Raw genomic sequence first — 12,800 nt, 5'->3', positions numbered from 1 at the left:
AGTGTTGAGCAACCGTAAACGGATGTAGTTAACCATTCCTTTCCGAAATGGCATTCGGCTTTAATTTCAGGCGCTTTCGACGATCAGGTGGCTGCCGCTGCTGCCAGTCACCTTGACGCGGCTACCCGCCGGCAGGTCCGGTCCGTTGATGGGCCAGGTGGTTGCGTCGAGCCGGATCCGGCCGCGCCCTTCGAGAATCGGCTGTTCCAGCACGGCGGTGCGGCCGATGAGACGCGCGCCGCGCTGGTTGAGCAGCGGTTCGTCCGATGTATTGCCCGAACGGGCAAGGAGCCGGCGGCCGATGACGGCGGCCGCGACCGAGAGAATGGCAAAAAACACCAGTTGCGCCTGCCAGACCCAGAAACCGGCCTCCCAGAACAGAAGCGAGAGGGCGCCGGTGATAATGGCGGCTATGCCGATCCAGACAAGAAAGACGCCGGGCGCGACGACTTCAGCTGCCAGGAGTACGAGGCCAAGCACCCACCAGCACCAGGGGCCAAGTTCGAGGATGATGCGTTCGATCATCGATCATCCTTCCTGCCTGGCCGTATCAAACGGATTGCGGACGGGAACCGTGCGCGGCGTTACCTGGCGTGCCGGTGCGGGTGTATCACCGCCGCCATTGCCGAAGACTTCGCGGGCAATCGCACCGATGCCGCCGAGCGAACCGATCAGCGAGGAAGCTTCCATTGGCATCAGCACGATCTTGGAATTGGGGGCGGTGCCGATCGAGGCCATCGCTTCGGTATATTTCTGGGCGACGAAGTAGTTGATTGCCTGTACATCGCCGGCGGCAATGGCTTCGGAAACCATCTTGGTGGCTTTGGCTTCGGCCTCGGCCAGACGTTCGCGGGCTTCAGCGTCGCGGAAAGCGGCTTCCCGCTGACCTTCGGCCTGCAGGATGGCCGACTGCTTGGCACCTTCGGCGCGCAGGATCTGGGCATTGCGCGAACCTTCGGCTTCCAGCACTTGAGCGCGCTTTTCGCGTTCGGCCTTCATCTGGCGGGCCATGGCATCGACCAGATCCTTCGGCGGCTGGATGTCCTTGATCTCGACACGGGTCACCTTGATGCCCCAGGGGCCGACGGCTTCATCGACCACATGCAGCAGCTTGTCGTTGATGATCTCGCGGTTGGACAGGAGTTCATCGAGGTCCATCGAGCCCATGACGGAACGGATGTTGGTCATCGTCAGGTTGAGGATGGCGCTTTGCAGGTCGGAGACCTGATAGGCGGCCTCGGCGGCATTCAGCACCTGGTAGAAGGCGACGGCATCGGCAGCGCAGCTGGCATTGTCGCGGGTGATGACTTCCTGTGTCGGGACGTCGAGCACCTGTTCCATGACGTTCATCCGTGCGCCGATCTTGTCGATGAACGGGATGATGATGTTGAGGCCGGGCTCCAGCGTGCGGGTATAGCGCCCGAACCGTTCAACGGTGTAGCGAAATCCCTGCGGTACTGTCTTGATGCCTGCGAAAAGTACGAGAACAACAAGTACGACGAAGGCAATGACGACGATGTCCAGTCCGGCCAGGGGCATGGGGGTGATTCTCCCTTGATGGTTTGCTTCACCGCACTCTACGCAACCGGGGCTGAGAAGTCAGCGGATTTCCCCATTCACAAACCGGGTTCTTTGGCTTAAAGAGCCCCTTCGCTTACCGGTCGCAGCCTACCCGGTCAAAACAAGGACTAAGATATGAAAACCATCGTGATCTGCTCCGGCGGATTGGATTCCGTTTCGCTTGCCCACAAGGTGGCAGCCGAACATACGCTCACAGCGCTTCTCTCGTTCGACTACGGCCAGCGCCACAAAAAGGAGCTGGATTTCGCCGCAGCCTGCGCCGTCCGGCTTGGCGTGCCGCATCACATCATCGATATCGGTCAGATCGGAGCGCATCTGACCGGCTCGGCGCTGACTGACGATATCGCCGTTCCCGATGGGCATTATGCCGAGGAAACGATGAAGGCGACAGTCGTGCCGAACCGCAACGCCATCATGCTGGCAATTGCCTTTGGCGTTGCCGCTGCGCAGAAGGCGGATGCTGTGGCGACCGCCGTGCATGGCGGCGATCACTTCATCTATCCCGATTGCCGCCCAGGTTTCATCGACGCGTTCCAGGCCATGCAGAACCACGCGACGGAAGGCTATGCCAGCGTCACGCTTTACGCACCTTATGTGAACGGATCGAAGGCCGATATCGTTAAGGACGGTGCACGGCATTATACGCCGTTCGCCGAGACCTGGTCCTGCTACAAGGGTGGCCTGCGTCACTGTGGACGTTGCGGCACCTGTGTCGAACGGCGCGAGGCCTTTCATCTCGCAGGCATCGCCGATCCGACGGACTACGAGGATGCCGATTTCTGGGTTTCTGCCACCGGCGGTTTTTCAGCCACGGAGGTGAAATGATGTTTCGCATCAGCAAGGAGTTTCATTTCTCCGCCTCACATCAGCTCACCAGCCTTCCGGCCGACCATCAATGCGCGCGGCTGCACGGGCATAATTATGTCGTCGTGGTGGAGCTGGCGGCCGAGGAATTGAACGAACACGGTTTCGTGCGCGACTATCACGAGTTGTCGCCGCTCAAGCGCTATATCGACGAAAGCTTCGACCACCGCCATCTCAACGATGTCCTCGGGCATGACCGGGTGACGGCGGAGTGCCTGGCGCGGCATTTCTACGACTGGTGCAAGACGCGCCTGCCGGAAACGGTTTCGGTGAAAGTCAGCGAGACGCCCAAGACCTGGGCGGAATACCGGCCGTGACGACCGAGGCGAGAGCCGGCCTCATTCGCGTGTCGGAAATGTTCGGCCCGACGATCCAGGGCGAGGGCGTGTTGATCGGGCTACCGACCGTGTTCGTGCGTACTGGCGGCTGTGATTATCGCTGTTCCTGGTGCGATAGCCTGCATGCGGTTGACAGCCGGTATCGTGACGACTGGGCGCCGATGACGCCGCAGGCGGTATGGAAAGAAGTGAAGCGGCTTTCAGGCGGGGTTCCGGTCACGGTGTCCTTGTCCGGCGGCAACCCCGCGATCCAGCCGCTCGGTGCACTGATCCAGCTCGGGCGTGAGGACGGGTACCGTTTTGCGCTGGAAACGCAGGGCTCCGTGGCGAAGGACTGGTTTGCCGATCTCGACGTGCTGGTTCTCAGCCCCAAGCCGCCGTCCAGTGGCATGGAAACGGACTGGGTTCTGTTCGATCGCTGTCTTGAGGCCGCTGACGGGAGGCCGGAAATCGTGATGAAGATCGTTGTCTTCGACGAAGCGGACTATGCCTACGCCCGCGATGCAGCGGTGCGCTATCCGCAACTGCCCGTCTATCTGCAGCCGGGCAACCACACGCCGCCGGGTGGCGACGAGGTGGATGCGGGGATCGACATGGACGGTATCGCCGAACGCATGCGCTGGCTGGTGGACCGGGTGACGCAGGATCGCTGGTTCGGCGCGCGCGTTTTGCCGCAGTTACATGTGCTTTTGTGGGGCAACAGGCGCGGGGTTTAGACCCAGCCCTGCAATTCCCGTCGTACCACGTGTTCCAGCACGGTCATGCCGTCCTTGCTGTCGTTCAGGCAGGGGATATGCGTGAACTTCTCGCCGCCGGCGTGGTGGAATGTCTCGGCGGCTTCTACCGCGATTTCTTCCAGGGTTTCCAGACAATCCGAAACGAAGCCGGGGTTGATCACGGCGATGCGCTTGACGCCTTCCTTGCCGAGCTTTTCCACCGTCTTGTCCGTATAGGGCTGCAGCCACTCTTCCGGTCCGAACCGGGACTGGAACGTCACCTGCAGCTTTTCCTTCCCCCAGCCGAGCTTTTCACGCAGCAGCCTCGCGGTTTTCTGACACTGACAGTAGTAGGGATCGCCCTTGTCGAAATAGGATTGCGGGATGCCGTGGAAGGAGGTGAGCACCACTTCCGGCTCCCAGTCGAGCGTGGCGAGGTGGTTGGTGATCGAATTGGCGAGCGCCTCGATATAGACCGGGTCGTCATGATAGGGCGCGACGGTGCGCAGGGCTGGCTGCCAGCGCATTTTCAACAGCGCCTTGAAGGCCTCGTCGTTGACGGTCGCAGTCGTTGCCGCCGCATATTGCGGATAGAGCGGGAAGAGAAGGATCTTTTCGCAGCCGTCCTTCTGCAGTTCGTCGATCTTCGACTGGATCGACGGCTGGCCGTAGCGCATGGCCCAATCGACGCGCACGCCCGGAAGATCGGCAAAGGATTTCGCCATGATCTCCGCCTGGTTGCGGGTATAGGTGCGCAGGTAACTTTCGTTCAGATCCTTGTTCCAGATCGTCTCATAGGCCTTGCCAACCTTGGCGGGACGCGTGTTCAGCACGATGCCGAACAGGATCGGGTACCAGAAGAACGGCGACCATTCGATCACCCGCCGGTCCATCAGGAATTGCTTGAGGTAACGCCGCATCGACACCTTGTCGGTGCCATCCGGCGTGCCGAGATTGACCAGCAGCACACCCACCTTGCCAAACTTGACGGGCGGGTGGTTGGTGGTGGTCATTTCAGTGGCAGCGGTCATGGCTTATCCTGCAAGGTACGGTGTTTGGCGCTTCTTATACGGCAAGCGGCGCCTGCGGTTCATGCCGTTCTTAAAAAGAAAAACCGGCCCGGGGAACCCCGGACCGGCCGATTGACGAGAGACATATTGTCTTACTTGGCCGGAATTGTCAGTTCCTTGCCGATTTCCAGGTGGCGTGGGGCCGGATTGCCGTTGGCCTTGGCAATCGTCCGCCATAGTTCGCCATTGCCATAAACGGCCTTGGCCAGATCCCAGAGCGTGTCGCCCTTGGCAATCACATGCTTGCTTTCGGCGGTTGCGGCTGGCTTGGCCTCCGGTGTTGCCGTTTCGGTCGCAGCCGGCTTGGCATCGGTGGTCACGGCCGTATCGGTGTTAGTCTGCGTCGATGGTTCTGCCGGGGTCGCAGCGGCAATCTCGGTGATGCGGCCGTCGGTCATTGGCTTGTAGGGATTGTTGGCGGTCAGATAGTCGGCAAGCACCGTCTCAAGCCCCGGACCGTAGTCATAGGCGTTTTCGGCCTTGGTCTTGAAGATGCTGTATCCATCGCCACCATTGCGCATGAAGTTGTTGGTGACGACATTGTAGGTCTTGCCCGCATCGAGCGGCACATAGGCTTCGCCCTCCTTGACCTCGACAACCGAAATCCGGTTGCCGATCGGGCGGCTTCTATCGAAAGAGAACTTCATACCGGCCACCTGCGGGAAACGGCCGCCGGCTTCCTCGATCTGGCTGAGGCCGTTTTCAAGTGCCGCGGCAATATCGGCGCCCTTGATCTGGAAGGTGGCGACCGTGTTCTGGAACGGCAGGACGGTAATCGCCTCGCTCATGGAAACGTCGCCCGCGTCGATGGAGGCGCGCAAGCCGCCGCCATTGGTGATGGCGATGGTAACGCCCTGGCCCTTGACGCGGTCGAGCATGGCGTCAGCGACGAGGTCGCCCATCTCGCATTCCTTGGCACGGCAGGATTCGCGGGTGCCGTCGATCGCCGCTTCCGTCTTGCCAATGATCTTGGCTTTCAGGTCGTCGATCGGCTTTCCCATTTCCTTGACGCGGGCGACCACGGCTTCGTCCGGCTTGAACTTGGAGTCGATCAGGATCGGGTCGCCCTTGGCGGATTTGACGACGCCGGTATCGTCGAAATTGACGACGAGATCGCCGAGATACTTGCTGTAGGAACCGGCCTGTACGACCGGAACCTTGTAGCCGCCGGGGTTGTCGACCATTGTCGGGTAGGGGCCTTCGGCCTTCTCGTCGGTGTTGGACAACAGGCTGTGGGAATGACCGCCGACAACGATATCGACATCGGGGATCTTGGCGATAACGGCGAGATCGCGCGGGTAGCCAACGTGCGTGAGCGCGATGATCTTGTCGACGCCCTGCTTCTTCAGATCCTGCACTGCGGTGGTAATGGTATCGACATCGACGCCGATCAGCACGTCGTCGCCTGGCGAAGAGATTTCGGGGGTATCATTGGCGACCGCGCCGACGATGCCTATCTTCTGGCCGCCGACGTCGAGCACCAGCGAAGGCTTGATACGGTCGATGAGTTTGGACTTGTAACCCGCCAGAACATTGGACGAGATGACCGGGAAGGTGACCTTGTCGAGGAACGGGACCAGGCCGCCTTCGCCTTCATCGAACTCGTGGTTGCCGATGGTCATGGCGTCGAACTTCATCAGATTGAGGAATTCGGCTTCAGCGGCGCCCTTGTAAGTGGTGAAAAACAGCGAGCCCTGGAAATTGTCGCCAGCGTTGAGCAGCAGAACGTTCTTGCCAGTCAATTCCTGTCGCTTCCCGTCAATCGCTGTTTTCAAACGCGCGACGCCGCCAAAGCACTCGTTCTTGCCCTCTTCTTCGGCCGAGCAGGTGGAATCGAACTTGTTGATCGATTCGATGCGCGAGTGAAGATCGTTGATATGCAGGATGTTCAATTCATAATCGGCGAAGGCGGCACCGGACGAAAGTGCAAAAATCGAGGCTGTCATCAGCCCGGTTCGCAAATGTCTGATCATGGATGTCTCCCGTTTTTCATGTTTGTTGTCAGCATAATCGAGCACAGCTTTGACACTTGGGCCGGAACGGATGGTTTCATTTGGGCGCGCCGACATCAAGCAGTAATTGCATCTATCTCCCGGCGGTCTCCCGGCAAGGTTAAAATCGGCGGCGGCACAAAAGAAAGCGCCGCTGGCGGGCAGCGGCGCCTGATCGGTTTTCGGGGAGACTGGCGGCGGTTCACAAGCCCGGGACGGCCAGCGGGTTTCTCGAGGCATCCAGTTCGAGCTTGGCAATGACGGCAACGACCGCTGCCTGACCGATGAGGAAAGCCCAGCCAAGGGCATTGGGGGCAATGAACCCGCTGACCGGCAGAAGAATGCTGGCGGCGGTCCAGAGGGCGTTGCCCAGAATGACGATGCCGACCGCCCAGCGCGATGATAAGGCAAAGGCCGAAGTTAGAGCCATGAAGGCCGCAATGGGAAGAAGGATCAGACCTGCACCCTGCAGAAGAGTTTGCGGAATCTGGGTGATGGCGCTTGCCGGAGCGGCAGCAACCAACAGTGCGGCGCCCATCGCTGCGCAGGTCAGGGCATCGATCGCCAGCAGTGTTTTCAAAGAGAGTGCGTTGAGTTTGGGCATGATCCGTCCTCGTTTTCTCGCCAACAGGCCTGCACCCATTGCAGCGCCCTGACCGCAATGTTGGCGCGGTCCGGTAGTCCAGTCGATTACGTCTGAGGTAATTGCGGATCTTACCGGATGCGGCCATATTTGTGGCATGATCGAGAAACCGTCCTCTGCCGGAGACCTGTTGCGTGACTGGCGTCAAAGACGGCGGCTGAGCCAGCTGGCGCTTGCCGCCGACGCCGATATTTCGCAACGCCACCTGAGCTTCCTGGAATCGGGCCGTGCCCTGCCAAGCCGCGATATGGTGTTGCGGCTGACGGAAACGCTGGCCGTCCCCTTGCGGGAGCAGAACGCCATTCTGGTGGCGGCAGGTTTTGCGCCGCTTTATCGCGACCGGCCACTGGATGCGCCAGAGCTTGCAGCCGCGCGGGGTGTGATCACGCGCATTCTTGATGGCCACGATCCGCATCCAGCACTCGCCGTCGATCGGCACTGGACGCTTCTGGCTTCAAACAGGGCGGTCGGGGTGCTGCTTTCCGGCGTTGCCGAACATCTGCTCTCGGGGCCGGTCAACGTGCTGCGCGTCAGCATGCATCCGGACGGGATTGCCGGGCGGATCCTGAATTTCAGGGAATGGCGCACGCACATTCTCAAGCGGCTGTCGCACGATATCGATATATCGGCCGATCCGCAGCTTGCGGCGCTTCTTGAGGAATTGAAGTCTTACCCGGTGCCGCCGCAGGCTGGCGCTGCACGCAAGCCGCAGCGCTCGGGGCATGCCGAGATCGCGGTGCCGCTCATTCTGGCGGGCGAGAGAGGCCCGCTGTCTTTTCTCAGCACGACGACGGTGTTTGGCACTGCCGTCGATGTGACCCTGTCCGAAGTCACGATCGAGGCGTTCTTCCCCGCCGACGCGGCAACAGCCAAGGCTATGGCGATGCTGGTTGGTCACGGGGGCAGCGAACCTTCCAGCTAACGGCAGGAGCCGCCCATCAACCCTTGCGGGACAACGAGAACTGTGCGCCGGAATCCGTGGTGCAGTTGAGCTGCGCCATCGAGACCATGGCGCAATTGACCTTGGACTGGGTGTTGCGGACCATCGAGGTCATGTTGATTTCAACCAGCTTTGGCGACAGGTTGATGTAGTTTCCGGATGCCAGAACCTGGTTGGTATCCGTGGTGCGGGTGGTGAACGTTCCCGCCGAGAATGTCGAGACGATGCCGTTCGGATCGACCCACGCGCCTTCGACACCGGCCGGTGCGACCTGACGGTTTTGCGGCAGTTCCCGCACTTGTCCCCCGCCCTGGCAGGAGGCCAGAGCTGCGGCGGACAGAACTGTCAGGATGGCGATCGGCTTCATATGTGTCTCCCGGAGGCTGCGCGGAAAGCTGTCTTTCGATTGAAAAAACCATGCCGTGATCAGGAGTTGAATGCAAGAGTAGGGCGTGAGCAGGGCAGGTATTATTCGATCTACAACGAAAAACGCCCGGAGATCGTTCCCCGGGCGTTCAATATTCAAGCGTAATCAGTCAGTTCAGCGAACGAGAATATTCTTGAACTGCCACGGATCCTTGGTGTCGAGGTCTTCCGGGAAGAGGCCCGGGCGGCCGTCGAGCGGGGTCCAATCGGTGTAGTGGCCTTCAACCGGGCCAAGATACGGGGTCTGCACTTCGAGGCAACGCTTGTAGTCGACCTCGTCGGCTTCGACGATGCCGGCGGTCGGGTTTTCAAGCGCCCAGACCATGCCGGACAGAACAGCCGAGGTCACTTGCAGGCCGGTCGCGTTCTGGTAGGGAGCGATGCGGCGGGTTTCTTCGAGCGACAGGCGCGAACCATACCAGTAGGCATTCTTGTCGTGGCCATAGAGCAGGACGCCCAGTTCGTCGACGCCATCCTCGAGTTCGTCTTCGTTGAGCACGTGGTGGACCGGCTGCGCATTGCCGCCATTGCCGAACATTTCGTGCAACGAAAGCACGGCGTCATTGGCCGGATGGTAAGCGTAATGGCAGGTCGGACGGAACGTGACGTCGCCATCCTTGTCCTTGACCGTGAAGTAGTCGGCGATCGAGATGGATTCGTTGTGGGTGACCAGGAAGCCATACTGCGGGCCAGGTGTCGGGCACCAGGTGCGAACGCGGGTGTTGGCGCCCGGCTGTTCGAGATAGATGGCGGCCTTGTTGCCCTTCTTGTGCTTCTTGGCATTCTTCGGCATCCAGTTTTCATGGGTGCCCCAGCCGAGTTCGGCTGGCTGCAGGCCTTCGGAAATGAAGCCTTCGACCGACCAGGTGTTCCAGAAGACGTTGAGCGGCTTCGGATGCTTTGTGCGCTGGGTGTCGCGCTCAGCGATATGAATGCCCTTGACGCCGGTCTTCTTCATCAGCTTGGCCCAGCCTTCGCGGTCATGCTGGTCGGGCTCTTCGAACTTGATGTCGAGATCGTTGGCGAGGTTCACCAGCGCCTGCTTGACAAACCAGGAGACCATGCCCGGATTTGCACCGCAGGTGGATACCGCGGTTGTGCCGCCCGGGTTCTTGGCCTTTTCCTTGCGCAGCGTTTCACGCAGCGCATAGTTGGTGCGCTCGGAGTTCTTCATGTTCTTGTCGAAGTAGAAGCCGAGCCAAGGTTCGATAACCGTGTCGATGTAGAGCACGTCGAGCTTGCGGCAGAACTTCATCAGATCAACAGAGCCGGTATCGACCGACAGGTTGACGCAGAAACCCTGGCCGCCGCCTTCGGTGAGAAGCGGCTTCAAGAGGTCCTTGTAGTTGTCCTTGGTGACATATTCCTTGATGTGGCGGACGCCATGCTTGGCAAGGATTTCCATGTCGGCTGCGTCTTCGCGCGGGTCGATGACAACCATCCGGCTCTTGTCGAATTTGAAGTGGCGCTCGATCAGGGGCAGGGTGCCGCGGCCGATGGAGCCAAAGCCGATCATGACGATCGGGCCCGTGATTTCGCCGTGAATCGGGTAGGTTGTTTCTGCCATTTCGCTTAATCTCCTGCGGACGGGTTCGTCTGGATATGGAGGGCATACCGTGACTGCCCTCTGGTTGAAAGGCCCTAGAGCATAGATTTCTGTCACAATAAAGGGCGGCACGGCAACTCAGCCGGTTTGTAGCACGGCGCCGATGACAGGTTTGTGGATGGTAGGCGAGGCCGTTTTCAAGCTGTCCCGATTATTCCGGCGGACCAGTCCCTGACTGTTTCAGCCATGCTCTTCAGGTGATCGGCCGTTGAGAAGCCGGAGAGCGCCTTGCGCGGCTTCAGATCGTGGTCACCGTCTTCAAGCCACAGAATACGGATGCTGCCGGACAGCGCGTAGCCTGCAACCTCCTCGCGCGTTCCGAATTCATCACGGGTTCCCTGGCAGATGAGCGCCGGCGTTTTCAGCTCAGCGAGATGCTGCGTGCGCAAGTTTTCGGGTTTGCCCGGCGGATGGAACGGATAGCCGAGGCAGAGCAAGCCGGTGATGGCACCCTGCAGCAAAAGATCGTCGGCCGCCATGCTGGCAACGCGGCCACCCATCGATTTTCCACCGATGATCAAGGGTCCGCTGGCACCGAGCCGCGCGATGGCCGCCATGTATTCGGGGATCAGCTTCTCAGCTTTCGGGGGCGGCTTTCGGGTTCCGGCGCTGCGACGGGCAGCCATGTAGCCGAACTCAAACCGGGCGACGCGAAACCCTGCAGCGGCAAGCGCTGCCGTAGCGGCATTCATCGATGTGGAATCCATCGGGGCACCGGCGCCATGGGCAAGCAGGATGGTGACGGCCGCATCGGCCGGTCCGTCGATGAGAAAATCCTGATCCATGGTAAAGCCTCTTCCCAGGCGGCCGTCATCGACCGGTATGACCCTTGTGCCAAAAACGGCTTCCGTGGAAAAGTGGATTGATAATTGCCGCGGTTATTTTGGGGCAACCTGATCCGGATGGGCTGCGGCAAAGGCCGGTAGCGCCGCACATCTGTCGGCGATCTCCACCGTGCGCGGGCAGGCCGACAGATCGGCATTCCAACGCCGGGCATTGTAGACCTGCGGCACAAGGCAGAGATCGGCCATGCTCGGGGTGTCGCCGTGGCAAAAGCTGCCGGTTGCTGGGTTGTCGAGCAGGCGTTCGAATGCGGTTAGGCCTTCGCCGATGAACTTGCGCATCCATGCGGAGCGCGCCGCATCGGGATCGCTGGATTGCTGCATGACATAGGCGGCGACCCCGAGATTGCAGACCGGATGGATGTCCATCGCGATTGCATAGGATAGCGCGCGGACGCGGTGGCGTCCGAGTGGATCGGCGGGCAAAAGCGTGGTGTCCGGCCGGGTTTCCGTCAGATATTCGACGATGGCAAGCGACTGGGTCAAAATGTGACCGCCGATCTGCAGGGCCGGAACCAGCCCTTGCGGATTGCGGGCAAGGTGTTCCGGTTGTTTGTGTTCTCCGCGTAAAAGATCGACAGGCACTGATTTGTAAGGGATGGCCAGCACGTTGAGCGCGATCCGCACCCGATAACTGGCAGAGGAGCGCCAGTAGTCGAACAAAATGGTATCGTTCATCGGGGCAGCCTCAGCGGGGTTCATATTTCGTGACGGTCTGCTCGATCGCGCCGAAGATCGAATGGCCGGCCTTGTCCTTCATCTCGATGCGGACTGTATCGCCGAAATGCATGAACGGGGTGGCTGGGGTGCCCTTCTCGATGGTTTCGATGGTGCGGATTTCGGCGATGCAGGAATAGCCGGCGCCGCCTTGCGAGACCGGTTTTCCGGGGCCGCCGTCGAGCTTGTTGGAGACAGTGCCGGAGCCGATAATGGTGCCGGCGCGGAGTGGCCGGGTTTTCGCGGCATGGGCAACGAGCTGGCCGAAATCAAAGGTCATATCGATGCCGGCATCGGCGCGGCCAAAGGGCTTGCCGTTGAGATCGACAAGCAGCGGCAGATGCAGCTTGCCGCCATCCCAGGCATCACCGAGTTCTTCCGGCGTCACCGCAACAGGGGAGAAGGCCGAAGACGGCTTGGACTGGAAGAACCCAAAGCCCTTGGCAAGTTCGGCCGGGATCAGGCCGCGCAGGGAGACGTCGTTGACCAGCATGATCAGGCGGATCTCGGCCCTTGCCTGCTCGACGGTGGCTGCCATCGGCACGTCATCGACGATGACGGCGATCTCGGCTTCCATGTCGATGCCATAGGCCTCGTCCGCCATGACAATCGGATCGCGGGGAGCGAGGAACGAGTCCGAACCACCCTGGTACATCAAGGGCTCAGTCCAGAACGCAGCCGGCATTTCGGCGTTGCGGGCCTTGCGGACCAATTCAACATGATTGACGTAGGCCGAGCCGTCCGCCCACTGATAGGCGCGCGGCAGGGGGGACGTGGCCTCATGTTCGTGGAAGCGGATGGAGGGCTGGGCGCCGGTCTCCAGACCTTCGGCCACCTCGCTCAACCGCGGGCCGACATAGGCCCAGTCGTCCAGTGCCGCCTGCAGCGTGCGGGCGATATGGCCGACCTCGGAACAGCGGGTCAAATCGCGAGAGACGACAACCAGGCGGCCGTCGCGGGTGGAGTCCTTGAGTGTGGCGAGCTTCATGGTTTTGGCTTTCGTTGTTTGTTCTACAGTACACGGCCGACGGATGTCTTTGCGGGGTTGCCCCTCACCCTAGCCCTC

14 protein-coding genes are annotated in these 12,800 nt (G+C 60.6%); 4 read left to right on the top strand and 10 right to left on the bottom strand.

What is annotated here, in order from left to right; genetic code table 11:
• Positions 1 to 66: 66 nt before the first annotated feature.
• Positions 67 to 525 (bottom strand): NfeD family protein, encoded by a 459-nt coding sequence (locus tag ASC96_RS29220; RefSeq protein ID WP_060506543.1) that lies wholly within the window; start codon positions 523 to 525, stop codon positions 67 to 69.
• Positions 526 to 528: 3 nt separating this feature from the next.
• Positions 529 to 1,539 carry an SPFH domain-containing protein gene (locus tag ASC96_RS29215; RefSeq protein WP_060506542.1) on the bottom strand — a complete coding sequence of 337 codons (1,011 nt, stop codon included), beginning with the start codon at positions 1,537 to 1,539 and terminating at the stop codon, positions 529 to 531.
• A 156-nt stretch (positions 1,540 to 1,695) separates the two neighbouring features.
• On the opposite strand from ASC96_RS29215, the gene queC reads away from it, so the two are divergent.
• Genes queC through queE form a run of 3 tightly spaced genes read left to right on the top strand, consistent with a single transcriptional unit; the run spans position 1,696 to position 3,499 of the window.
• Positions 1,696 to 2,406 carry a 7-cyano-7-deazaguanine synthase QueC gene (gene queC, locus ASC96_RS29210; RefSeq protein ID WP_060506541.1) on the top strand — a complete coding sequence of 237 codons (711 nt, stop codon included), beginning with the start codon at positions 1,696 to 1,698 and terminating at the stop codon, positions 2,404 to 2,406.
• Positions 2,406 to 2,762 (top strand): 6-carboxytetrahydropterin synthase QueD, encoded by a 357-nt coding sequence (gene queD / locus ASC96_RS29205; protein ID WP_060506540.1) that lies wholly within the window; start codon positions 2,406 to 2,408, stop codon positions 2,760 to 2,762. The genes queC and queD overlap by 1 nt, the downstream gene beginning before the upstream one ends.
• Positions 2,759 to 3,499, top strand: a complete 741-nt coding sequence (gene queE, locus ASC96_RS29200) for a 7-carboxy-7-deazaguanine synthase QueE (protein ID WP_277996009.1) — start codon at positions 2,759 to 2,761, stop codon at positions 3,497 to 3,499. Before queD ends, queE begins: the two co-directional genes overlap by 4 nt.
• On the opposite strand, the gene hemH is transcribed toward queE, so the two are convergent.
• The 3 genes from hemH to ASC96_RS29185 all read right to left on the bottom strand — a co-directional run bounded on the left by hemH (position 3,496) and on the right by ASC96_RS29185 (position 7,164).
• Positions 3,496 to 4,530: a ferrochelatase gene (gene hemH, locus ASC96_RS29195; protein ID WP_060506539.1), complete on the bottom strand. Its 1,035-nt coding sequence runs from the start codon at positions 4,528 to 4,530 to the stop codon at positions 3,496 to 3,498. The genes queE and hemH overlap by 4 nt on opposite strands.
• A 131-nt stretch (positions 4,531 to 4,661) precedes the next feature.
• Entirely contained in the window at positions 4,662 to 6,542 is a 1,881-nt protein-coding gene (locus ASC96_RS29190) for a 5'-nucleotidase C-terminal domain-containing protein (protein WP_060506609.1), read from the bottom strand.
• Positions 6,543 to 6,762: 220 nt separating this feature from the next.
• Positions 6,763 to 7,164 carry a hypothetical protein gene (locus ASC96_RS29185; RefSeq protein ID WP_060506538.1) on the bottom strand — a complete coding sequence of 134 codons (402 nt, stop codon included), beginning with the start codon at positions 7,162 to 7,164 and terminating at the stop codon, positions 6,763 to 6,765.
• 136 nt (positions 7,165 to 7,300) lie between these two features.
• Here ASC96_RS29185 and ASC96_RS29180 point away from each other — a divergent pair, with 136 nt between their 5' ends.
• Positions 7,301 to 8,125 carry a helix-turn-helix transcriptional regulator gene (locus tag ASC96_RS29180; RefSeq protein WP_060506537.1) on the top strand — a complete coding sequence of 275 codons (825 nt, stop codon included), beginning with the start codon at positions 7,301 to 7,303 and terminating at the stop codon, positions 8,123 to 8,125.
• 16 nt (positions 8,126 to 8,141) lie between these two features.
• On the opposite strand, the gene omp10 is transcribed toward ASC96_RS29180, so the two are convergent.
• From omp10 to ASC96_RS29155, 5 genes are all read right to left on the bottom strand, one after another.
• Positions 8,142 to 8,510, bottom strand: coding sequence for an outer membrane lipoprotein Omp10 (gene omp10 / locus ASC96_RS29175; protein ID WP_060506536.1), 369 nt, complete (start codon positions 8,508 to 8,510; stop codon positions 8,142 to 8,144).
• 174 nt (positions 8,511 to 8,684) lie between these two features.
• Positions 8,685 to 10,136 carry a homospermidine synthase gene (locus tag ASC96_RS29170; RefSeq protein ID WP_060506535.1) on the bottom strand — a complete coding sequence of 484 codons (1,452 nt, stop codon included), beginning with the start codon at positions 10,134 to 10,136 and terminating at the stop codon, positions 8,685 to 8,687.
• 176 nt (positions 10,137 to 10,312) lie between these two features.
• Complete coding sequence (locus tag ASC96_RS29165) at positions 10,313 to 10,960, bottom strand: alpha/beta family hydrolase (RefSeq protein WP_060506534.1); 648 nt, start codon at positions 10,958 to 10,960, stop codon at positions 10,313 to 10,315.
• Between the two features lie 93 nt (positions 10,961 to 11,053).
• Entirely contained in the window at positions 11,054 to 11,695 is a 642-nt protein-coding gene (gene maiA / locus ASC96_RS29160) for a maleylacetoacetate isomerase (RefSeq protein ID WP_060506533.1), read from the bottom strand.
• A 10-nt stretch (positions 11,696 to 11,705) separates the two neighbouring features.
• Complete coding sequence (locus ASC96_RS29155; protein ID WP_060506532.1) at positions 11,706 to 12,722, bottom strand: fumarylacetoacetate hydrolase family protein; 1,017 nt, start codon at positions 12,720 to 12,722, stop codon at positions 11,706 to 11,708.
• Positions 12,723 to 12,800: the final 78 nt, after the last annotated feature.

The organism is Rhizobium sp. Root1204, assembly GCF_001424965.1.
Classification (GTDB): Bacteria; Pseudomonadota; Alphaproteobacteria; order Rhizobiales; family Rhizobiaceae; genus Pararhizobium.
The sequence above is the reverse complement of the archived record's forward strand: the minus strand, read 5'-3'. Positions and strand labels throughout refer to the sequence as shown.